This window comes from Acinetobacter colistiniresistens (assembly GCF_024582815.1).
Taxonomy (GTDB): Bacteria; Pseudomonadota; Gammaproteobacteria; order Pseudomonadales; family Moraxellaceae; genus Acinetobacter.
Window position 1 is genome coordinate 3662243 of the sequence record NZ_CP102099.1, and the last position, 21522, is coordinate 3683764.

General features: G+C 41.2%; 21 protein-coding genes, 6 tRNA genes and 1 other RNA gene. 16 read left to right on the plus strand and 12 right to left on the minus strand.

What is annotated here, in order from left to right:
- Positions 1–30: 30 nt before the first annotated feature.
- The gene (locus NQU59_RS17570; protein WP_257064284.1) at positions 31–756 is read right to left on the minus strand and encodes a tetratricopeptide repeat protein; all 726 of its coding nucleotides are present in this window, start codon (positions 754–756) and stop codon (positions 31–33) included.
- A gap of 79 nt (positions 757–835) precedes the next feature.
- Here NQU59_RS17570 and NQU59_RS17575 point away from each other — a divergent pair, with 79 nt between their 5' ends.
- The gene (locus tag NQU59_RS17575) at positions 836–1360 is read left to right on the plus strand and encodes a hypothetical protein (protein ID WP_005239250.1); all 525 of its coding nucleotides are present in this window, start codon (positions 836–838) and stop codon (positions 1358–1360) included.
- A gap of 56 nt (positions 1361–1416) precedes the next feature.
- Here NQU59_RS17575 and NQU59_RS17580 read toward each other — a convergent pair whose 3' ends face one another.
- On the minus strand, positions 1417–1578 hold the full coding sequence (locus tag NQU59_RS17580) for a hypothetical protein (protein ID WP_005239251.1): 162 nt from the start codon (positions 1576–1578) through the stop codon (positions 1417–1419).
- Between the two features lie 860 nt (positions 1579–2438).
- On the opposite strand from NQU59_RS17580, the gene NQU59_RS17585 reads away from it, so the two are divergent.
- Together NQU59_RS17585 and NQU59_RS17590 are read left to right on the plus strand one after the other, a co-directional pair.
- A complete protein-coding gene (locus tag NQU59_RS17585) occupies positions 2439–4064 on the plus strand; it encodes an NAD+ synthase (RefSeq protein ID WP_043973579.1) in 1626 nt (541 codons plus the stop codon).
- Positions 4057–5088, plus strand: a complete 1032-nt coding sequence (locus NQU59_RS17590; protein WP_005239258.1) for a hypothetical protein — start codon at positions 4057–4059, stop codon at positions 5086–5088. The genes NQU59_RS17585 and NQU59_RS17590 overlap by 8 nt, the downstream gene beginning before the upstream one ends.
- Before the next feature lie 114 nt (positions 5089–5202).
- On the opposite strand, the gene NQU59_RS17595 is transcribed toward NQU59_RS17590, so the two are convergent.
- The 5 genes from NQU59_RS17595 to coaD all read right to left on the minus strand — a co-directional run bounded on the left by NQU59_RS17595 (position 5203) and on the right by coaD (position 6855).
- Positions 5203–5279: transfer RNA gene (locus NQU59_RS17595), tRNA-Met, on the minus strand.
- Between the two features lie 264 nt (positions 5280–5543).
- Positions 5544–5620 (minus strand) — tRNA-Met (locus tag NQU59_RS17600).
- Between the two features lie 61 nt (positions 5621–5681).
- Positions 5682–6072, minus strand: an RNA gene (gene rnpB, locus NQU59_RS17605) — RNase P RNA component class A.
- Positions 6073–6098: 26 nt separating this feature from the next.
- On the minus strand, positions 6099–6362 hold the full coding sequence (locus tag NQU59_RS17610) for a YfhL family 4Fe-4S dicluster ferredoxin (protein ID WP_004655229.1): 264 nt from the start codon (positions 6360–6362) through the stop codon (positions 6099–6101).
- Between the two features lies 1 nt (position 6363).
- Positions 6364–6855, minus strand: a complete 492-nt coding sequence (coaD, locus tag NQU59_RS17615; protein ID WP_005239260.1) for a pantetheine-phosphate adenylyltransferase — start codon at positions 6853–6855, stop codon at positions 6364–6366.
- A gap of 129 nt (positions 6856–6984) precedes the next feature.
- On the opposite strand from coaD, the gene smpB reads away from it, so the two are divergent.
- Complete coding sequence (smpB, locus tag NQU59_RS17620; RefSeq protein ID WP_005239263.1) at positions 6985–7461, plus strand: SsrA-binding protein SmpB; 477 nt, start codon at positions 6985–6987, stop codon at positions 7459–7461.
- 623 nt (positions 7462–8084) lie between these two features.
- On the opposite strand, the gene NQU59_RS17625 is transcribed toward smpB, so the two are convergent.
- From NQU59_RS17625 to rluD, 4 genes are all read right to left on the minus strand, one after another.
- A complete protein-coding gene (locus NQU59_RS17625; protein WP_257064290.1) occupies positions 8085–8429 on the minus strand; it encodes a DUF5958 family protein in 345 nt (114 codons plus the stop codon).
- A 298-nt stretch (positions 8430–8727) separates the two neighbouring features.
- Positions 8728–9300 (minus strand): flavodoxin family protein, encoded by a 573-nt coding sequence (locus NQU59_RS17630; protein ID WP_005273320.1) that lies wholly within the window; start codon positions 9298–9300, stop codon positions 8728–8730.
- 82 nt (positions 9301–9382) lie between these two features.
- Complete coding sequence (gene pgeF / locus NQU59_RS17635; protein WP_257064294.1) at positions 9383–10123, minus strand: peptidoglycan editing factor PgeF; 741 nt, start codon at positions 10121–10123, stop codon at positions 9383–9385.
- Between the two features lie 147 nt (positions 10124–10270).
- Entirely contained in the window at positions 10271–11320 is a 1050-nt protein-coding gene (gene rluD / locus NQU59_RS17640) for a 23S rRNA pseudouridine(1911/1915/1917) synthase RluD (protein ID WP_010590145.1), read from the minus strand.
- 71 nt (positions 11321–11391) lie between these two features.
- Between rluD and NQU59_RS17645 the strand changes: the two genes are divergently transcribed.
- Together NQU59_RS17645 and NQU59_RS17650 are read left to right on the plus strand one after the other, a co-directional pair.
- Positions 11392–12486: an outer membrane protein assembly factor BamD gene (locus NQU59_RS17645; RefSeq protein ID WP_005239276.1), complete on the plus strand. Its 1095-nt coding sequence runs from the start codon at positions 11392–11394 to the stop codon at positions 12484–12486.
- A 99-nt stretch (positions 12487–12585) separates the two neighbouring features.
- A complete protein-coding gene (locus NQU59_RS17650) occupies positions 12586–14475 on the plus strand; it encodes a DNA primase (RefSeq protein ID WP_257064296.1) in 1890 nt (629 codons plus the stop codon).
- A 6-nt stretch (positions 14476–14481) separates the two neighbouring features.
- Here the strand turns inward: NQU59_RS17650 and hemA are convergent, their stop codons facing one another.
- A complete protein-coding gene (gene hemA / locus NQU59_RS17655) occupies positions 14482–15765 on the minus strand; it encodes a glutamyl-tRNA reductase (RefSeq protein ID WP_005239278.1) in 1284 nt (427 codons plus the stop codon).
- 79 nt (positions 15766–15844) lie between these two features.
- Between hemA and NQU59_RS17660 the strand changes: the two genes are divergently transcribed.
- The 10 genes from NQU59_RS17660 (at position 15845) to pth (ending at position 21407) form a co-directional block, all read left to right on the plus strand.
- The gene (locus NQU59_RS17660) at positions 15845–17563 is read left to right on the plus strand and encodes a tetratricopeptide repeat protein (protein WP_043973598.1); all 1719 of its coding nucleotides are present in this window, start codon (positions 15845–15847) and stop codon (positions 17561–17563) included.
- Positions 17564–17566: 3 nt separating this feature from the next.
- Positions 17567–18148 carry a lipoprotein insertase outer membrane protein LolB gene (lolB, locus tag NQU59_RS17665; RefSeq protein ID WP_005239280.1) on the plus strand — a complete coding sequence of 194 codons (582 nt, stop codon included), beginning with the start codon at positions 17567–17569 and terminating at the stop codon, positions 18146–18148.
- Positions 18149–18161: 13 nt separating this feature from the next.
- Entirely contained in the window at positions 18162–18995 is an 834-nt protein-coding gene (ispE, locus tag NQU59_RS17670) for a 4-(cytidine 5'-diphospho)-2-C-methyl-D-erythritol kinase (RefSeq protein ID WP_010590143.1), read from the plus strand.
- Positions 18994–19068 (plus strand) — tRNA-Gln (locus tag NQU59_RS17675). Before ispE ends, NQU59_RS17675 begins: the two co-directional genes overlap by 2 nt.
- 27 nt (positions 19069–19095) lie before the next feature.
- Positions 19096–19170: transfer RNA gene (locus NQU59_RS17680), tRNA-Gln, on the plus strand.
- Positions 19171–19188: 18 nt separating this feature from the next.
- Positions 19189–19263, plus strand: a tRNA-Gln gene (locus NQU59_RS17685).
- An 84-nt stretch (positions 19264–19347) separates the two neighbouring features.
- Positions 19348–19422: transfer RNA gene (locus NQU59_RS17690), tRNA-Gln, on the plus strand.
- Positions 19423–19459: 37 nt separating this feature from the next.
- A complete protein-coding gene (locus tag NQU59_RS17695; RefSeq protein ID WP_005239282.1) occupies positions 19460–20413 on the plus strand; it encodes a ribose-phosphate pyrophosphokinase in 954 nt (317 codons plus the stop codon).
- Between the two features lie 96 nt (positions 20414–20509).
- On the plus strand, positions 20510–20806 hold the full coding sequence (gene rplY, locus NQU59_RS17700; protein ID WP_005239283.1) for a 50S ribosomal protein L25: 297 nt from the start codon (positions 20510–20512) through the stop codon (positions 20804–20806).
- Between the two features lie 19 nt (positions 20807–20825).
- Positions 20826–21407, plus strand: coding sequence for an aminoacyl-tRNA hydrolase (pth, locus tag NQU59_RS17705; protein ID WP_005239284.1), 582 nt, complete (start codon positions 20826–20828; stop codon positions 21405–21407).
- The last annotated feature ends 115 nt before the right edge of the window (positions 21408–21522 follow it).

The window sequence follows — 21522 nt, forward strand, 5'->3', positions numbered from 1 at the left end:
TTGATCTGTATAGATATTCTGACAATCAGATCATAAAAATTGCTTTATTCTTAACGGTACTTTATTTGATAAGCCCGACTTTTTCATTTGATCCGCATAGATCATGTAATTTTTTCTGGCTTGACCTAGATTTTTTAAAGCGAAATAGACATCCGCTCGATTTAAATAAGCCACGGTCCGATTCGGATCCAACGTTATCACATGCTTTAACAACCTCAAGGAATCATCATAATAGCCCATTTGATAGAGAAAAAATGCAGCATCATTTAGCTCAGCTGCATCCTGTTTTTGATAAGTCGATAATTGGCAGTCAATGCTTTTAATAATTTGCCTGATCCCTGATACTTCACTTTTATGGACCTGTTTTAATTGTTCCGAGGGTAAATAAGGAAAATACTCAACTCCGTCTTTGCCACCACCAATATCGGCCATCCATAGCGGCGTTTTACTCTTTTTATCCCATTGCCCACTACAACTATTTGAAATCAGACTCGGTATCGTATCTAAAATCACTTTCCGGTTATTATCGACCACAAAACACTGTGTCATTTCGGTTTCAAATCGATCCAAGACTGCTGAATAGTGATATTGATGATTTTGATAAGAATCAATGACTGGAAGGACAAGCTTGGAATGACCATTTAACTCCTCTAAGGGAGAACCCGTACAATTTTTATAATGCTTGATATCTAAATCCGCATAAGACGCACTACTCATCAAGCAGAATGAAAAAAACATTGATTGAATGCTTCGCATACCAAAATTCATCCTTCCTACGGCGTATTTTTGTTCTAAAATAAACGGTATATCTCAGTTTTTAATACTTAAAGCTCAAATGATCAAAGCATTTCCAGCGTTTATACAAAGATTAAAAGCTCGCTTTATTTCCAGCTTAATCTTTTATCTCAAAATGAATCAATTCCAATATCGTGGTTTGACGTCTGGTGAAATCGAAATGGCGCGTCCCGTCTTTGGTGATTTAATTGATTACACAAAAATTAAAATCTTTAACATCCCCTATTTACCTTGGCAACCTGTCAATATTTTTATGGCACCGAATGGCAACCTATTCGTTCATCAAAAATATTTCAGTCCGGACTACTCGACTTGCTCCCTCTCCTTGCAGGGAATTTTTATTCACGAACTGGCGCATATTTTACAGTTTCAACAACACACCCATGTGATTGTTAAAGGTGCAATCCTTCAGGCAGGCTATTACCTCAGCTTTAAACAATATAACCCTTATCAATATCGCTTGATCCAAGGTAAAGCTTTTTCTAGCTATAACATTGAGCAGCAAGGGGATATTGCACGCGATATTTTTTTGAACAGAATTCCCAATATTATCCTCAAAAACTAAAAAGCCCCGTAATTTATATTTACAGGGCTTTTTAAGTAAGTAATTCACACTTGAACTTATGCAGCAGTGCCTTTACCAGTTTCAATTGGGTGTTCATGACTATCATCCATATCAGTCGTAAATTCTACACGCATCGCATCCTTAACAATGGTTCCTATACGCCCAACACCAATGGCTAAACCCAAGGCAATGACAGGCAATAAAATCGTTGAAGTCATAATTTGCTACCTCTTTATTTAAATGACTATTTAACAAATCAGCTTAAGCTTGCTGGTCTTGCTCACGGAACATGACTGTACCAATACGACCCACAACCACTGCTAAACCAAACGCAACCACAGGAAATAATAAAACTGACATCTTCTTTACCTCATCAATCCATACATAAAAATTGAATGATCAATTAAACTTGTTGATCTTTTTCTTGGAACATTACGGTGCCTACACGGCCAACGACAACAGCCAATCCAAAAGCAATCACAGGAAATAATAAAACTGACATTATTGTTACCTCTTTATTTTCGTGTTTGAGTACACTGGATCTACATCAAAGTGTACGCCTGTTCACATTAATTAGGATAATAGCAGTGCACAAATGTACACTCAAGTGTCGCAAAGATATTCCCGACAAACGGTATAAAAAACACTCAAAATAAACCCAAGACCATGAATATGCTATATTTTTAAAAAAGTACAAGTGTTTCACCTATTCCGATACAATAAAAATATAGAAAGTGATTATTTTTCTCAAGTTTTTGAAATACCCATAACTGTTGTAATTGATATGTCATATCCAGATGTAAAAATGGCATGAAAAAACTTGCTATGATACTCTTCAATTTCTTCACAATTACGCACCATAATCATGCAAATATTGAGAAATGTTGCTGTTTTATACAGAAAAACTTGTTATTTTTACGCAGAAAAATGCGCATTTAGTATATATTAGTAAACTTGTCATTTTTCTTTAAGATATAAAATGTTTGGCGCCATGATATACACTTGTTTTTAATAACTATACCCATATAAATCAGAAACTTGTATATCAGAACTTGTTAAAACTCAGGACTAGGTTTGAATGAAAAATTTTAAAGTTGCCCTTGCTCAATTCTCTCCGCACATTGGCAATATTGATGCAAATACTCAAAAGATGGTTGAGCAAGCAAATTTAGCGAAACAACAACAGGCTGATTTGATCATCTTCCCAGAGCTTTCTACGATAGGTTATCCAGCCGAAGACTTATTACTTCGCCCAAATCTACAAAAACGCACTCAAAAAGCGTTTGCTCAACTCAGCGAAGTTAAAGATATCCTCATGGTGTTTGGTTTTGTACATCAAACTGAGGACGGTCATCGCTATAACTCCGCTGCTGTCATGAAAGATGGGCAGGTTTTAGGGGTTTATAACAAACACAACTTACCAAACTATGGCGTGTTTGATGAAAAGCGTTACTTCCAAGAAGGCCATCAACATCTTGTGTTTGAATATTTAGGTCACAAGTTCGGTGTGTTGATTTGTGAAGATGTCTGGTCATTGAATACCGTTAAACAACTCAGTCAACTGAATGTTGAAACGGTACTGGTCTTAAATGCTTCACCTTATGAAGTAGGTAAACCGCAACATCGTATCCAGACCTTAAATGAACTGGCAAAACAGTTAAATCTCAATCTGATCTATGTCAACCAAGTCGGTGGACAAGATGATTTGATTTTTGATGGTTCAAGTTTTGTCAGCAATCATGATGGTCAATTGGCATTACAAATTCCAAGCTTCCAAGAAGCTTTGGCTTATGCTGAATACGATACTGAGCAAAAGCAATACAAAACAACTGATGCGATTCCAGCCTTAGAAACCTTTGCCGAGATTTATCAAGCATTGGTCATGGCAACACGTGATTATGTACAGCGCTCAGGTTTCCCTGGTGTGATTCTAGGCTTATCTGGTGGGATCGACTCTGCTTTGACCCTAGCCATTGCAGTTGATGCAATTGGTGCTGAGAAAGTCCAAGCCGTGATGATGCCATATACCTACACCTCACAAATGAGTGTCGAAGATGCGACTGAACAAGCCCGTCGCATGGGTGTGACTTTTGGTATTGCAGAAATTCACCCGATCGTGAACAGCTTCATGCAAACCTTGTTCCCATTCTTTGGCAACGCACCTGCTGACGCGACAGAAGAAAACTTACAAGCGCGTACTCGCGGTACTTTATTGATGGGTTTATCGAATAAGTTTGGTAACCTCGTGCTTTCTACTGGCAACAAGTCTGAAATCTCAGTAGGTTATTGCACCTTGTATGGTGACATGGTCGGTGGTTTCTCTGTACTTAAAGATGTGTATAAAACCATTGTATTTGAACTGGCAAAATACCGTAATACGCTAGAAGCAACCCCTGTAATTCCAGAGCGTGTGATTACACGTCCGCCATCGGCAGAACTTCGTCCAGATCAAAAAGACCAAGATTCCCTACCTGCGTATGATGTACTTGATGCCATCTTATATGCTTATATTGAGGAAGATCTCAGCCAAGCAGACATTATCGCCAAAGGCTACGAAGCCGAAGTGGTCGAGAAAGTGATTCGCCTGGTTGATCGTAATGAATACAAGCGTCGTCAGGGCGCGATTGGGCCACGTATTAGTTCGCGTGCCTTCAGTCGCGAACGACGCTATCCTATCGTCAACGGATGGACCGCGAATGACTGAAAAAATTGTTTCTGAAAAGTCACAATTACTTGCTCAAGCAATGATGCTTGAGCAAGTTTCATTTTACAAAAACCAACTTAGCACTCAACTCTCCGCTGATTTCTTTCAGCAATTTATTCAACTGTTTCTTCAACATGCACCCAATATTCAACTCAAAGAAGTGGTTGAACTCGCGCAAATTCAGGCTGTGGTTAAACGCTATGCCTTTGAAATGCAACTTGGTGCAGGCCTATTAGAATTTATTGGGGAAATTGCTCAAAGACTGCATGTCTTTTCATTACAATCCTCGGCACAATTACAAGATGTATTTTCCGACCACCAGTTTGAAATGTGGCTGTCCAAGTTTTTAGAGCTGGAAAACATCCGCCATTATTTAAATCAATTTTTAAAAGAAAGCCCTTCTATTCAGCAACTGTGCCAATACATTGCGACCACAACACTACAAAACAAATTACCAAAACTGTTTGCTCAATCAAATGAGGTACGTATTTCTGAAAGTAAATATGAATGGCAACATAAGCTCAAAAGCTTCTCACATCGCCAGCAGCAACGGATTGAACAAAAAATAGAAGAGAGCATTGGTCGCTTCATTCAAGAACAATTAGTCGATCTCAGCCTACTTTCTGATGATGATCTTGAGAGTCTGGTTCGCAATATCTGGGATGATAATAAAGCTCAGCCCCTATCCGAATACACCAAACAAGTGACGCCACTGGATGTAGAAGAATTCTTTGTTATGATTTATGAGTACTGGAAAGAATTACGCCAGTCCACTTTCATACAGGATTTAATCTTATACGGTGTTAAAGTGTTTTATGACTTCTATAAAGATGAAAGCCTGGCCGATGTGTTCGCGGCAATTGGCTTAGAAGAAGCCGACCTGCTCAATGAAGCCGTACGATTCTATCCAAAAGTTGTGAAAGCATTGGATGAGCACGGCGTATTAGAACCGATCATTACTTTGATCCTCAAACCGTTCTATGAAAGCCCACAAACCCTAGCCGCCATCGAAAAGCATCTATAAAAATAAAGCCTGTAAATGAATAACTCGTTTACAGGCTTTTGCATGTCTGATGCATTATTTTTTTCGAGCAGAATCCAGATAAAAAGAAACCACGCAGGAGCGTGGTTTTTAAAATGGTGGCTATGACGAGACTTGAACTTGTGACCCCCGCATTATGAGTGCGGTGCTCTAACCAACTGAGCTACATAGCCGTAAACTGTGTGCGCATTATCTAGTGTTCCGCATAACGGGTCAAGTCTATCGCCTTGAAAATATAGAACATATGAACAGTTTTTAGGCTTTTAATCCTTAATTGATCAAATTTCAACACATCTTTACCTCAACCACGGGATTTAGTCATGATCGGGCTTTGATTTGAATAAAAATAACCAGAAAACTTCGCATCAAAAAGATTGTTTTGAAGATTATAAAAACTGCAGATAAAAAGAGACCACGCAGGAGCGTGGTCTATAAAATGGTGGCTATGACGAGACTTGAACTTGTGACCCCCGCATTATGAGTGCGGTGCTCTAACCAACTGAGCTACATAGCCGAAAACTGTGGGCGCATTATCTTAACTTTCAATACACACGTCAAGCACAATTTTAAAAAATTTGAGAAGTGGGCCTATAAGCCGGGTTCTGTCGAGGACGATCATTCCTCTAGGCGTACAATCACTCGTACGCTCAAGCGACCTACCCGAATCCAGCACGGGCCGTGCCTCAGGATTCCTATTTGGTCTTGCTTCTGGTGGGGTTTACCTTGCCGTGAACTGTTACCAGACACGCGGTGCGCTCTTACCGCACCCTTTCACCCTTACCTATCCTACCTAGCCTCCCTTTATTCAAGGGAGGAACGGAGGGATTGGCGGTCTACTCTCTGCTGCACTTGCCGTCGACTTTCGCCGCCCAGGCGTTACCTGGCACCATGCCCTATGAAGCCCGGACTTTCCTCCCCTGTTTCAGTCACGGAGACCTCCACAGCAGCGACCGTCCGGCCCACTTCGTGGCGCATCTTATCAAAGTTCGCCGTTAATTGCTCGTATTTTTTTGCGCAGTTAATTTTTTGTATTTCGCCATCAGATCATCATGCGATTCGACATGTTGAGGATCGAGCGGAATACAATCAACGGGGCAAAACAACTGACACTGTGGTTGATCATGATGACCAATGCATTCTGTACAGAGTGCAGGATCAATCTCATAAATCAGCTCACCCATATAGATGGCTTCATTGGGACATACAGGTTCACAGACATCACAGTTAATGCATTCATCTGTAATATATAAGGACACGCTACCAACCTTGTTGATGTTTACGTTCAAAGGCCTCAACCACAACGGGAGGCACAAATTTGGTCACATCACCTTTTAAACGAGCAATTTCTCTCACCAGAGTAGATGAGATAAATGAATATTGCTCAGATGGAGTTAAAAATACCGATTCAAAATGTGGATCAAGCTGACGGTTCATATTGGCCAGTTGAAATTCATATTCAAAATCTGAGATTGCTCTTAAACCTCGGAGTACCGCTGTTGCATGCTGTTCACGGAAGAAATTGACCAATAGGCCATCAAAGCCAACAAATTCAACATTGTTCAAATGACTCAATGATGCTTTTGCTAATTCAACACGCTCTTCTAAACTAAACACTGGATTTTTATGATGACCAATCGCAATTGCAACCACAACTTCATCAAACATTTTTGATGCTCTTGCAACCAAATCGACATGTCCATTGGTTATTGGATCGAAAGTCCCCGGATAAATCACACGTGTTTTAGACATGCGGTGTACTCTAGTTAATGAGATAAGGCTTGTATTTTAACAAATGCTGGCTCTAAATGCGAAATTCCTAAACATTGGAAAAAGGTTGCGTTTTACGGCACAATAGAGCCAATTGTGGAAGTTTAAATTATGGCGCAAGCAACAGTAGTGAAGAAACATAATGGTGGCACGATTGCTCAAAATAAAAGAGCGCGCCACGATTACTTTATCGAAGAAAAATTTGAAGCAGGCATGTCCCTACAAGGTTGGGAAGTAAAATCTCTGCGCGCTGGGCGTATGAGCTTAACTGAAAGCTATGTCATTTTTAAAAATGGTGAAGCTTTTTTATTTGGCTCACAAATTCAGCCCTTGTTATCTGCCTCAACCCATGTGGTTCCAGAAGCAACGCGTACGCGTAAATTGCTACTCTCTCGTCGTGAGTTGGAAAAGCTTTTGGGTGCAGTCAATCAAAAAGGTTATTCATGCGTGCCTTTGGCATGTTATTGGAAAGGCCATTTGGTCAAACTCGAAATTGCCTTAGTGAAAGGTAAGCAATTACATGACAAGCGTGCCACTGAAAAAGACCGTGACTGGCAACGTGATAAATCTCGTCTGCTGCATAAGTAATAAAAAAACCTCCAATTGGAGGTTTTTTATAAACCATTATTTTTAAAAATAAAATAATTTTCTGTATAATATATGGATGTAATAGACCCATTACTAATCCATTTAACAGCAATAATAAAAAGTATTATCTAAGCTATCTACCTACCAATTAAATTTCTCATACAATGTTTCAACTTTCAAGTCATTTATAAAAACCTCAACTTCAGATTTAGGCGGAAGATATAAAATTACGCCATCATCAACATAAACAAACTCAAAAACATTATCTAACAGCTTATTAGAAAAATTTATTTTGATTACATCATCTTTCTTCAAAAAAATGTATCTGTTGATGGCTCAAAATAAATTTTAACTTCCTTAGCAGAGTCATTAATAAAACTAAATAGCATTACCATTTCTCCAAAATCATTTTCATTAATTCAGCTCGAACTGCTAGTGTTCTTGTAGGATTATTCTTATCTTGTCTAAGCTCTTCGTATTTCCACAGTAATCATAAAATGATGTTTAATTTTGAGTAGTCATTTATCTATATTTCAGGAAAATTTTGATCTTGCGATAAATCTTCATACCACCATTTTGTTGAATCAGAGTTTTTTTCATATGAAAATTATAATTAAGAATACCTACAAGAAGTAAAAAGATTGATTTTGTTCAGTTTTTGGTAACTTTAAAAACTTATGTAACCCAACTTTTAAAGCTGATGTACTCATAAGACCAGTTTGCTCTATACTTTTCAATATTTGAACAGGTGTGTGTCCAATTTTTAAACCCGAGAATAATCTTGCAGGCTCAAGAAAGTTTTTTATTGAACTCGCAGACATTCCTGATTGCTGTATATAGTAAATTAAAGTCTCTAGCATCAGAATTATTTGTTCATCATCTAAGTTATTAAACCATTCCAATGAATCATTTAATGGTATAATTCCTTGTGCAACCTTATTCAAATAAATAGCGATTTCATTCTTCATTTACTTATACTCCCTCGGAGTAAAAATTATATGTGGCTATACTTTATTTAATTATATTAACTACATTTTTTTAATTTTTAATACTGACCATCAACGAATATTTTCCAACCAAGCTCTACCCTCTACAATGCGGATTAGCATCAACTACTTCATTCTTCCCTTCAATTGTGTACTTCCCATAACCAGTATAAGTGGGCTCTTTTGAAGGCTCCAATATGAAGAGACCTTTAGACATGGCGGGGAACTATTACGAGCAAAAAAACAGGCAATAGTTCAATTATGATTGTCTTACTAAAAATCAAGCCACAACGTGTTTTAATCGCAATTCAGCCAAATATTTCCCAAACTTGCGCGCAGTTTCCAAATCTCCTTCAGGTGGAGTGACTTCTACACTGGCATTGTCAGACTGGGTCATCAATCCTAAAAAGCTCGACATACGGTTAATATCCGAAGGACTTCTGCCTGTTGGCATAAACGGTAAGCCTGCCCATAACATGCCGTGCTGCATCGCAAATAAATTAATCTGTTGTAATACTGCCAGCTTATCACCGCTGAGACCACCGCCATTGGTGAAACCCGCTGCCAACTTACCTTGCCAGCTCCGCGCCAACCAGCGTTTAGACGAGTCTTCCATAAACTGTTTTAAAGCTGAGGTTAAACTTCCCATATAGGTCGGACAACCCATTACAATCACATCAGCCTGATCGAGCAAATCCCATTGTGGCGCAGCCACAGACAGTAGATGCACTTCGGCACCCGCCTGCTCTGCACCCTGAGCAATGTATTGCGCAACTTTGGCGGTATGTCCATAAGGACTATGATAAACCACACAAACTTTAATTTGGGAACTTACTTGCTCAATCACAGACATGGAGAATTTGAAAACCAATGAATTGGATCAAGTTTAACATTTTTAAATACCACAAGGCGAATCAAGCACGCCAAGCGTGCTTTTATTGCATAAACACCAAACTTGCCATCCGTCCCGTTTTGGCATCACGGCGATAAGAGAAATAATCTTGGTTCTGTTGATACGAACATTGATCGCCACCTAAAACAGTCTCGACACCTAGACGATTGAGAATAAAACGAGCGATTGCATATAAATCGGCTTGGTATTTACCTTCCACTTGACCTGTAATAAATGCCGAAGCTAATTCAGGATATTTGTCACAGAAAGCTGCTTTCACTTCGGCACCGACTTCAAAGCAGGGTTGGCTAATGGCCGCACCTAACCATGCCCAAGTGGGCTGAGATTGCATTTCAGCCACGGTATTTTCAATAATCCCATTGGCCAAGCCACGCCAACCAGCATGTAGGTTGGCAACTTCCGTCCCTTCGGCATTGCCCAACACCACAGGCAAGCAATCAGCCGTCATCATCATTAAGGCATGGCCTGTTTTTTGGGTGACCAGACCATCGCCTTCAAGGGCAATAAATGGAATCTGCTCATTGACGGTATGGCAAATGGTGCTATGCGTTTGCGTCATCCATGTGATTTTATCTACGCCGAATGCTGATAACTCATTCAGCAATAACATGCGATGTTGCTGAACACGTTGCGCATCATCATTGACATGCAAAGCCAAATTAAATCCTGATAGATTCTGATTCGATGTTGTAATGCTCTGAGGATGTTCAATCCGCGTTTGTGCTACATAGACCCCTTTCGGCAGACCTTGTACAAATTCCATAACTATCTCCTGAGCTATATTTTCTACCGTCAACCTCTCCCTAACCCTTTTCTCAAAGGAGAGGGAATTTAAGGCACTCTAAGACATTGAGTTCACGAAAGTCTGCCTCCTTTAAAGAAGGAGATTTAGAGGGAAGTAGTGCTTTACTTAATAGGCTTCATTTTCACTGCGCAATACTTCAACCAATTGGGTGAAGTCTTCTGGCCACGGCGCTTCAAACATCATTTCTTCACCTGTACGTGGATGAACCAGCCCCAACTTCGCGGCATGCAGCGCCTGACGCTTAAAGCTACGCAACATATCCGTTAATTTTTCTGAAGCACCTGCTGGGAAACGGACACGGTTGACATATACAGGATCACCCACCAAACCATGACCTAGATAACTAAAATGCACACGGATCTGATGAGTACGGCCTGTTTCCAGCTGTGCCTGAACACGGGTAAAGTCACGGAAGCGTTCTTTTACATTGTAATGTGTTACTGCATCACGTCCGCCCGGTAAAATCGCCATTTTGATACGATCCACAGGATGACGTTTGATCGGTTCATCAATGGTGCCACCTGCAATGATGTTGCCATAGGCAATCAAATCATAAACACGGTAAACCGTTTTCTTAGCCAATTGCTTGCTGAGTGAGAATTGTGCTTCAAGATTTTTTGCAACCACCAGTAAACCACTGGTGTCTTTATCGATACGGTGAACCAAGCCAGCACGAGACAGCTCGGCCAGTTTAGGTGCATGATAAAGCAAGGCATTCACTAAAGTTCCTGTTGGATTCCCCGCACCAGGATGAACCACCATGCCTACTTCTTTATTGATGACAATAATATCGTCATCTTCATAAACAATATTCAATGGAATATTTTCAGGCTGGCTTGAGGTTTGTGCTTCAAGTTCAACATCGAGTGTTAATAATTCATTTCCTTCACAGCGGTACTTGGGCTTAACGATGTTACCATTTACCAATAGATGGCCATCTTTCATCCATTGCTTGAGTTTTTCACGAGAAAACTCGCTCCAAACCAATGCGGCAACCTGATCAATACGTTGGCCTAAATAGTTTTCATCAAGTTGAATTTGCAACGATAAACGTGTTGCAGTTGAATCGGAATTATGATTATCTGCATCGACAGAATCTTCGAGTAAGAAATCTGTTTCAGAGAAGTTTGAATTGGAAGATTGTGCTGAAGTCATTTGATGATCGGTACAAAAATGGTTTAATAGCACCATTGTAGCTCATTGCCCAGAATAACAGAGGAGTTTTTATGTCGCTACCACGTTATAAAATTACGGTGCTTGCACTATCTTTAGGTGTAGCGTCTGCATTTGTGGGCTGTAGCAGCAATCCAAGTAAGAAAGAAGTGGTTGATAAAGGACCACAATCAAGTGAACAAGTTTATTATGACAAAGCCTTAAAATCGCTTGAACGTAATCAATATACCGATGCGGTTAAATCACTTGAAGCTTTAGATACGTATTATCCTACTGGACAATATACACAACAAGCTCAACTTGAGCTTCTCTACGCGAAATTCAAGCAAAAAGATTATGAAGGTACGATTGCACTGGCTGATCGCTTCATTCGTTTAAATCCGCAGCACCCAAATGTTGATTATGCCTACTATGTTCGTGGCGTAGCCAATATGGAACTGAACTATGACAGCTTGATTCGTTATACCTCATTGCAACAATCTCATCGTGATGTGAGCTATGTCAAACTGGCTTACCAAAACTTTGTAGACTTAATTCGCCGTTTCCCAAGCAGTCAATATTCAGTCGATGCGGCACAGCGCATGAAATTTATTGGTCAGGAACTTGCTGAAAGTGAAATGAATGCTGCACGTTTCAATATCGAGCGTAAAGCGTGGTTGGCTGCGGCGGAACGTGCGCAATGGGTAATTGAACACTATCCGCAAACACCACAAACGCCAGAAGCTTTAGCAACCTTGGCTTATAGCTATCAAAAATTGGGCGATCAAGCGACCTCTCAACAATATATTGAGATTTTAAAACTTAATTATCCAAACTTGGTCAAATCCAATGGTGAAGTGAATTTACGTGCAGCACGTAAAGAAGGTAGCTGGGTCAATCGTGCAACTTTAGGTTTGCTGGGTCGCGAATCAAAAACGGTACAAACCAAAGCGGAAACAGCAAGCACTGCTGAACAGCGCAGTTTAACCAACCGCTTAAGCTTTGGTTTACTGGACAAACCAGAAACAGAGCAAGTTGCACCCGTTGCTGTACCAGAAACCTCTGCTCCAGCCAATGCCAACAAACCAAGCTGGAAAAACCGTTTAAGTTTTGGCCTGTTAGATAAACCTGAAGCAAATAACTCATCGGAGAATGATGCTGCAAACTAATTTGCAATCATCTGATACATCAAACAGGCAAGTCTTTCTTGCCTGTTTTTTATTTTATGCAACAATGTGCTACTCCCCGTCTTAAATGGTTAAATACATATGGCAATTCCACAACATACGATTGATCAAATTTTAGATCGAACCGACATTGTCGATTTGATCGGTCAACGTGTGAAGTTAAAAAAGACGGGACGTACCTACTCAGGCTGTTGCCCATTCCATCAGGAAAAATCGCCCTCTTTTCATGTTTATCGCGATAAGCAGTACTTTCACTGCTTCGGTTGTCAGGCCAACGGCAATGCCATTCGTTTCTTGATGGATATTGATGGCCGTAACTTTGTCGATGTGATGAAAGAGCTGTCGAATAAAACTGGCATCGAGTTACCTAAAGATAATCAAGACAATAAAAAGCTGTCCTATAAACGCAGCCCTCAACACGTGGCAGTACCGCAAGCGACAGTTACACCTGCAGCTGAGAATGTCGCGCCCGTACCTGCGGCTGAGGAATTCATCGACGGGCATTTTGTCGATATGGATCGTTATATCGATGATCCTTTTGCCCAGTTCGATCCTTCTTTCAGTATCGTTGATGAACAAGTACAGGAAGGCAATCTCTACGATCTGCTGGAAAATGTGGCTCAGTTTTATGAGCGTCAACTACCCAATAGCCAAAAAGCGCAAAACTATTTCAAACAGCGTGGCTTATCCCCCCAGACCATTCAATTTTGGCGTTTGGGTTATGCCCCTGAAGACTGGCAACATTTAGAAAAAGCTTTTCCACAGGATATTGAAGGTTTAAAACAACTTGGCCTGATCCGTTCCAGTGACAGTGGTCGAGATTTCGATTTATTGCGTGAACGGGTGATTTTCCCGATTCGTGATCATAAAGGTCGTGTGGTCGGCTTTGGTGGGCGTGCCCTCAACGATGAGATCAAACCCAAATATATCAACTCACCAGACTCGGAAGTATTCCATAAAAACCAACTCCTGTATGGACTATACGAAGGCCGTAAACTTAAAGCCAATGACTGGTTAATGGTTGAAGGCTATATGGATGTAATTGCCTTACAGCAATATGGGATTAATGGCGCGGTGGCAACGCTGGGAACCGCCAGTAATGCCGAGCATTTAACCACCCTGTTTAAACAAAATTCTCGTATTACCATTGCTTTTGATGGTGATGCAGCAGGCCAAAAAGCAGCACGTCGTACGCTAGAAATAGCACTACCTCTGCTCAATGATGGTCGTGAATTAAAATTCTTTGTGCTTCCCAATGAACATGACCCTGACTCTCTCATTCGTCGAGAAGGTTTAGAAAACTTCCAAAAACTCTTACAACAAGCACCGCTCCTGTCAGACTTTGTATTTGCACACCTGACTGGACAACATGATGTTAGCACCCCCGAAGGCAAAAGCTTGGTCATGGGTGAACTACGCGAATTAACCGAACTGTTGCCCAAACACGGCTCATTTCGTTATTTGCTGAGCCAGTCTTTCCGAGAAAAACTTGGTCTGGGCAAACGTTTTACTCCACAAATCAGCCATGATGCCTCATTGTCTTTTAACATTCAGACCAAAGATGAAGATTTTGCAGTGGCAATTTTAATGCACCATCCCTTCCTCTATATCCATTTTGAAGAACTGCGTGCGGTGATCGACCCAAATGAACTGTTAGCCAAGATTCTGGCGGCACTCAATATTGTGTTTGATGACTTGCCTGATGATCAAGAACTGGCGACCTATTATGTACTCGGCGCATGTAGCAGTTATAGCCATGAACTGGCAGATATCATGCAACGAACCAATATTCAATCACTAACCCAAGCACCTGAAATTGCAGACAAACTGGCGAAAGAATATGCGTTGGGACTGCAAGAAAAGTATTTACGCTTAAAGCTCAAATCGCCAATTTCTTTAATTGAATCGCGTAATTTACGTCAACAACTGAACGAGTTGACCAAACAGATTAGTTTACGTTTATTGTCTTGATGATCATTACTGGCGTGGCTTACGCTCATGTTCAAACACATCTTGCAAATGTTGCTGTAGCCATTCGAAATAATCTGGATTTTCAGCTTTAGCGGCTTCTCTGAGTAAAATCGAAGTGGGATGCATCAGTTTTTGCGTCAGACGATGCGCAAACTCTTGCATCACCTGCTCTGCAGCATGACCATGTTGCAGTGACTCTAAAGCATGTGCCAACTCTTTTTGGCTGACTTCCTCACTGTGCTGACGGTAAGCCTGAATGGTACCACTGGCCTCTTTAACCTTTTGCTGGGTCATCAATTGGGTTGCCAATTGATTGACCATGATTTCAGCTTCAACCGCGGCCTGACGACGTTGTGCCAGATTCTCATCAATCACGCTTTGTAAGTCATCAACACCATACAAATACACGTTATCCAATGATTCCACTTTCGGATCGATATCACGAGGAACGGCTAAATCGACCATTAGCATCTGCTGATAACGGCGTTTTTTCAGGGCAACTTTAACGTCTGAATACTCAATCACTTGATGCAAACTACCTGTACAACTAGAGACCACATCCGCTCGATGCAAATTGTGTGCAAGTTCAGCAAAGGGAATGATTTCAATCTCGACCTGATGGGCAATTTCTTGCGCCAATAGATCAGCACGTTCACGACTACGGTTACAAATCAGAATTTTTGCTACGCCCATTTCTGCCAAATGTTTAGCAACCAGACTGTTCATTTCGCCTGCTGCAACCACCATCACCGTCAGTTTTTCGGTATGGCTAAACACTTGTGATGCCAATTGCGCAACGGCATAACCCATTGAAACAGCATGACTGCCCACCGAAGTTTCGGAACGGACACGCTTTGCTGCATAAAAGGCATATTCAAAAACACTGTTCAATTCAGGCGAAACAGTTTCTGCATCTTTGGATAAGGCCAAGGCGCTTTTAACCTGACCTAAAATTTGCGGCTCACCCAGCATTAGCGAATCCAAACCACTGGCTACACGCATCAAATGTGTAACCGCCTGAGCATTCTCGTAACGATAAACATGATGAATTAACTGTTTTACATCAATATTATTCACGTGGGCCAGCCAATTCAGGATGCTCTCAGCATCTTCTGTCATGGCATAGACTTCGGTACGGTTGCAGGTTGACACCACCACCAAATCATTTAGCGATGCATGTTGGTTTTGTTCAAGCAATAGCGCAGCTAATCGCTCTGCATTGAAAGCAATTTGTTCACGAAGTTCAACAGAAGCTGTTTGATGGTTGACGCCCAATGCAAAGAAAGACATATCAGATCATCATTTCGCTAAATTTATGTTATTGTGCAACATCGGTGTCATAAAAAGCATTACTTTGGATCAATAAAAATTGCGTCAGCTATATCGCCGTACCCTTTTTAGCGGCAAGACGATTAGACGGTATTCTACCACAATCTTGTTGTTAGGTAGCATGAGCTCTTATGTCTCTGCACAAGCAATACACGACATGTATGCAGAGAAGAGCTTTGAGCATGCCCTGCAACAGAGCATGGTCGCTGAATTTTCCCTTGCTTATGATGATATTGCAACTGCATTACACAATTATACTGTACTTGCGATTCGCAGCAATTCAACCACGATTAAACAGCGTGCTTTAGATATCGCATTAGAATACAATGATTTACAATCAGCACTTAACATTGCCACACATTGGGTCGAACAGGAACCCAAAGATGTGCCTGCGCTGTTTTATTTATCACATATTGCACTTAAAACTCATGAATATGAGTTAGCAGCAAAGACATTAGATAAAATTTTAAATATTGACCCAACTGCCGATCTCGAGGAAATTTTAGTTGGGATTGCTCCTGAACAAGCCCCAGATCGGGAAATTCTGCTAAATGCACTGCGCGCCAGCGAAGAACGAAACAACCCCTCCATTCTGGCCTTGATTGCGGGTTTAGAAGCCCAAGATGGTTTATATGAACAGGCACTGAATAATATTAATCAAGCCTTACGCAAACGTTCAAAATCCACCAGTTTTATTTTAATGAAAGCCAATCTCCTGATGGCTCTGCGTAATGATGAGGAAACCAAAAAATGGTTTGCCCAAGCAAGTCGCAAAAACAAGGGCAATGTGGATGTTCGAATGGCAGAAGCACGTTATTACATTCAAATTAATCAGCAGCAAGAAGCCTTAGATAAACTAGAAGATATCATCAAGGATCATCCCAAGGCCGAAGAAGCCCTGTTTATTGCTGGTTTGACCAGCATTGATTTGAAGCAATACGAAAAAGCTGAACAATATTTAGTTGATTTGCGTTCCTCGGCAAAATATCAGAATGAAGCCTATTACTATCTAGCGATTAATGCACAACGCAAACAGCATTATGAAACGGCCAAAGCCTATTATCGTCTGGTCGATGGTAGTCTCTATATCGTGTCCCGCCGCAATATGATTTCAATTTTTGAGAAACAGGGACAATTAAATGATGCTTTACGCTTCTTAACGCAGGAACGGGTCAACTATCCGCAACATGCCAGCTTCTTATATCAGGCACAGGCTGATATTTTAAAGAAGATGGATAATAAAAAGGCAGCTTTAGCACTATTAGACGAAGCAATTAAAAGCTTGCCGGATGATCCTGAATTAATTTATGCCGAGGTATTGTTACTCGACCCTTATACAGATCGGGATAAATTAGACAAAACCTTAAAGCAGCTTTTAGCTATTGAACCAAACAGTCCGACCTATCTGAATGCTTATGCCTATACACTGGCGCTGCAAAACCGCCGTCTCAAAGAAGCCCGTAAATACGCAGAGTTGGCACTGGATTTTGCCCCTGAGCAAGCCTCAATTCTCGATACATTAGGTTATATTGCCTTCCTGCAAAATGATTTTGATACCGCAGCCAAAGTCTTAGGACAAGCCTATTCGCTAAGTGAAAATGTCAATATCGGAATTCGTTATGCCAAAGCCTTGTATATGCAAGGGGCACTCACGCAATTTAGCGAGGTGTTACAGCAATTAAAACAAAAACATGCCAATGCCCCACAATTACAACAACTTGATAGCTTAATCTTACCCATCACCGTAAAAAAGAGTTAAACCATGCATTTGTTTTCAAAGTTATGCATCACCGTATGTAGCAGCAGTATTTTATTGCTAACAGGTTGCCAACATTTGAGCCAGCCCAATAAAGTGCCAGTCTCACCACAAGTACAAGATGAAAATAACTTTAGTTTACAAGGCAAAATCGGTGTCCGTACCCCACAACAATCTGGTAGTGCTTTTTTTACATGGGTACAGCAACAACAGCAATTTGATATTGAGCTGACAGGCATTTTAGGTGTGGGTAAAACCCAAATTGAAGGCAAACCTGGTCAAGTTACTTTAAATAGCGCCAAAACGGGCCTGATTACCGCCGAAACACCAGAGGAATTACTTGAAAAAGCCACTGGTTGGCAAGCCCCAATTATGCATCTTGCCTACTGGGTACAAGCCAAGCCAGCCACTCAAAATGCACAGATTAGCAAAGATGAAAACAATCGCCTGAAACAACTGATTGAAGATGGTTGGACTGTTGATTTTAGTTATAACGATGCGCAAAACCTCCCGAATAAACTTTTGTTGAAGCAAGCGCTTGCAGATGGCAAAGAAAACCGTATTACAATGGTCATTCAAAACCGATAATTTAGATTCTTTTATGATTAGAGTGCCTTCCCCAGCCAAATTGAATTTATTTCTACATATCACAGGCCGTCGTGACAATGGTTATCATGAGTTACAAACCATTTTCCAACTGATAGATTTATATGACTGGATGACTTTTGAACCATGTTCAGAAGAACATATTCAAATTGAAGGGCTCGCAGAAGTACAGATCGAACAGAACTTGATCTATCGTGCCGCACAACTGCTCAAGCCACATGCAAAAAAAATCTGTGGATTGAAGATTAAAATTGAAAAAAATATTCCGATGGGCGCAGGCCTCGGTGGTGGTTCATCCAATGCCGCCACCACCTTGATCGTACTCAACCAACTCTGGCAATGTGATCTAAATGAACAGCAACTGGCCGATTATGGAGTGCAGTTGGGTGCTGATGTTCCCATCTTTGTTTTAGGCCGAAATGCATGGGCCGAAGGCATCGGTGAACATTTATCATTCATAGACTTAGCTCAAAAAAAATTCATAATCTTAAAACCTGACTGTTTTATCAGCACTCAACAGCTTTTTTCGCAAAAAACATTGACAAGAGATTCTAAGATCACTACATTTTGCGCCTATCAGATAGAACCTTCTAATTTTGGAAATAACTTTGAACCTCTGGCTCGACAGTTATACCCTGAAGTAGAAGAAGCAATGCAGTATTTAGATCAGTTTGGTCTAGCAAAGCTTACAGGTACAGGTGCTTGTGTTTTTACTGAAGTAACCGATGAAATGGATACAGAGCAAATTTTGCAAAACGCGCCTTGTAAAGCTTACTTGGTCAACAGTTTAGCAGAATCACCTCTAAGACATTTTAAAGTTACCTGTTAGGGGCGTCGCCAAGTGGTAAGGCACCGGGTTTTGATCTCGGCATCCGTTGGTTCGAATCCAGCCGCCCCTGCCAATTCATCTGTAGATATATGTAATATATAGGGGCGTCGCCAAGTGGTAAGGCACCGGGTTTTGATCTCGGCATCCGTTGGTTCGAATCCAGCCGCCCCTGCCATTACATATCATCAAATTTAGGGGCGTCGCCAAGTGGTAAGGCACCGGGTTTTGATCTCGGCATCCGTTGGTTCGAATCCAGCCGCCCCTGCCATATCTAAGACAGACTTGTTTTATATTGATATTTGATCAAATATATTGACATTATCCTGTAAAACTATTAAAGTTCTGCCGCATTAGGGGCGTCGCCAAGTGGTAAGGCACCGGGTTTTGATCTCGGCATCCGTTGGTTCGAATCCAGCCGCCCCTGCCATCCAAATTCATTATAAGCCAACCGCCAAGGGTGCTTCATGCCCAATCTTGTCGTTTTTAGTGGAAGTGCTCATCCACATTTCGCGCAAAAAGTCGTAAGCCATTTACACATTCCTTTAGGTGCTGCTTCTGTAAGCAAGTTCTCTGATGGTGAAATTTCAGTAGAAATTACTGAAAATGTTCGTGGTAAAGACGTTTTTATCGTTCAGTCTACCTGTGCGCCTACCAATGATAACCTGATGGAAATCTTGGTTATGGCTGATGCTTTGCGTCGCGCAAGTGCTGGTCGTATCACTGCTGTCATTCCTTATTTCGGTTATGCACGTCAAGATCGTCGTCCGCGTTCTGCGCGTGTACCGATTACAGCGAAAGTTGTTGCAGATATGCTGACAACCGTTGGAATTGACCGTGTGGTAATGATTGACCTACACGCAGACCAAATTCAAGGTTTCTTCGATATCCCTGTTGACAACATTTATGGTACGCCAGCGTTATTGGCTGACTTACGTCAACAACAACATCATAACCTCGTGGTGGTTTCACCTGACGTTGGTGGTGTTGTTCGTGCCCGTGCTGTTGCAAAACAAATGGGTGATATCGACTTAGCTATCATCGATAAACGTCGCCAAAAAGCAAATGAATCACAAGTGATGCATTTGATTGGTGATGTAAAAGATCGTGACTGTGTCATTGTTGATGACATGGTAGATACAGCAGGTACGCTTTGCAAAGCTGCCGATGCACTGAAACAGTTTGGTGCTCGCCGTGTTGTTGCGTATGCGACTCACCCTGTTCTATCTGGCAAAGCAATTGATAACCTTCGTAACTCTGTGATTGATGAACTGGTTGTTACAGACACCATTCCACTTTCAGATGAAGCATTGAATCTAGGCAAAATTCGCCAAGTTTCTGTTGCTAGCATGGTTGCTGAAACAATTCGTCGTATCAATAACGAAGAATCTATTAGCGCAATGTTCGATAGTTATCTATAATAGCCCAGCTTTTTTCTTAAACCCTAGCTCGCTAGGGTTTTTCTATCACTAAACTGGTCGCAAGTTTAGTTACTTACACTCAATGAGGATATGCCCATGGCAAACTTCGTATTAAATGCTCAATCACGTGAAGCTGCACAACAAGGGAAAGGTTCGAGCCGCCGCCTTCGTCACGCTGCTCAAATTCCAGCAATCATCTACGGTGGTAGCGCTGAGCCTGTAGCAATTACTTTAGAGCTTCGTGAAATTGTTAAAGCTTTAGAAAACAACGCTTTCTTCGAAGAAGTTATCGAAATCAAAATCGGTGACAAAGTTGAAAACGTTAAAATCCAAGCGTTACAACGTCACCCAGCTAAAAACACGCCTATGCACGCTGACTTCAAACGCGCATAAGTGTTAAAGGCGTAAATTAGTGTCAAATATTTCGCTAATTGTTGGTTTGGGCAATCCTGGAAAGGAATACGCCCAAACCCGCCATAATGCAGGTTTCTGGTTCGTTGAACAGCTTGCAGATCGTTATGGTATCTCTTTAAAAGCTGATCCTAAGTTTCATGGATACAGTGGTCGTGGCCAGATCGAAGGTCATGACGTTCGTTTATTACTCCCCACCACTTTTATGAACCGTTCTGGTCAGAGTGTTGTCCCCTTCGCCAAATTTTATCAAGTTGCTCCTGAAGCAATTCTGATCGCGCATGATGAACTGGATATGAATCCAGGTATTATTCGTTTGAAAACAGGTGGCGGACACGGCGGACATAATGGTCTTCGCGATATCGTTCCACATATCGGTGCGAATTTTCATCGCTTACGCATTGGAATTGGACACCCTGGTTCAAAAGATCGTGTTTCTGGCCATGTGCTTGGTAAAGCACCAAGCAGTGAGCAAGGCTTAATGGATGCAGCCATTGATCATGCCCTATCCCAAGTGAAAATGCTGGTTGATGGACAAGTGTCACAGGCCATGAATCAAATTAATGCTTACAAGCCTGCTTGAACTGAATTGTTGATCAATCCCGCTTGCCATATTGCATTTTTAAGCGCAAAATGCGCATCAAACCGCCCATAGCCCGCGGAAAACGTGACAAGTCAACCTTAAGAGAATCATCTTA

What these genes read in the sequence shown, in the direction of transcription:
- rluD (WP_010590145.1), bottom strand. Translation starts at nt 11,320, where the DNA reads ATGACTTCAGCACAATCTTCCAATTCAAACTTCTCTGAAACAGATTTC.
- NQU59_RS17570 (WP_257064284.1), bottom strand. Translation starts at nt 756, where the DNA reads ATGCGAAGCATTCAATCAATGTTTTTTTCATTCTGCTTGATGAGTAGT.
- NQU59_RS17585 (WP_043973579.1), top strand. Translation starts at nt 2,439, where the DNA reads ATGAAAAATTTTAAAGTTGCCCTTGCTCAATTCTCTCCGCACATTGGC.
- pgeF (WP_257064294.1), bottom strand. Translation starts at nt 10,123, where the DNA reads ATGGAATTTGTACAAGGTCTGCCGAAAGGGGTCTATGTAGCACAAACG.
- NQU59_RS17580 (WP_005239251.1), bottom strand. Translation starts at nt 1,578, where the DNA reads ATGACTTCAACGATTTTATTGCCTGTCATTGCCTTGGGTTTAGCCATT.
- coaD (WP_005239260.1), bottom strand. Translation starts at nt 6,855, where the DNA reads ATGTCTAAAACACGTGTGATTTATCCGGGGACTTTCGATCCAATAACC.
- NQU59_RS17650 (WP_257064296.1), top strand. Translation starts at nt 12,586, where the DNA reads ATGGCAATTCCACAACATACGATTGATCAAATTTTAGATCGAACCGAC.
- NQU59_RS17625 (WP_257064290.1), bottom strand. Translation starts at nt 8,429, where the DNA reads ATGAAGAATGAAATCGCTATTTATTTGAATAAGGTTGCACAAGGAATT.
- NQU59_RS17695 (WP_005239282.1), top strand. Translation starts at nt 19,460, where the DNA reads ATGCCCAATCTTGTCGTTTTTAGTGGAAGTGCTCATCCACATTTCGCG.
- lolB (WP_005239280.1), top strand. Translation starts at nt 17,567, where the DNA reads ATGCATTTGTTTTCAAAGTTATGCATCACCGTATGTAGCAGCAGTATT.
- hemA (WP_005239278.1), bottom strand. Translation starts at nt 15,765, where the DNA reads ATGTCTTTCTTTGCATTGGGCGTCAACCATCAAACAGCTTCTGTTGAA.
- NQU59_RS17590 (WP_005239258.1), top strand. Translation starts at nt 4,057, where the DNA reads ATGACTGAAAAAATTGTTTCTGAAAAGTCACAATTACTTGCTCAAGCA.
- NQU59_RS17575 (WP_005239250.1), top strand. Translation starts at nt 836, where the DNA reads ATGATCAAAGCATTTCCAGCGTTTATACAAAGATTAAAAGCTCGCTTT.
- NQU59_RS17645 (WP_005239276.1), top strand. Translation starts at nt 11,392, where the DNA reads ATGTCGCTACCACGTTATAAAATTACGGTGCTTGCACTATCTTTAGGT.
- rplY (WP_005239283.1), top strand. Translation starts at nt 20,510, where the DNA reads ATGGCAAACTTCGTATTAAATGCTCAATCACGTGAAGCTGCACAACAA.
- smpB (WP_005239263.1), top strand. Translation starts at nt 6,985, where the DNA reads ATGGCGCAAGCAACAGTAGTGAAGAAACATAATGGTGGCACGATTGCT.
- ispE (WP_010590143.1), top strand. Translation starts at nt 18,162, where the DNA reads ATGATTAGAGTGCCTTCCCCAGCCAAATTGAATTTATTTCTACATATC.
- NQU59_RS17630 (WP_005273320.1), bottom strand. Translation starts at nt 9,300, where the DNA reads ATGTCTGTGATTGAGCAAGTAAGTTCCCAAATTAAAGTTTGTGTGGTT.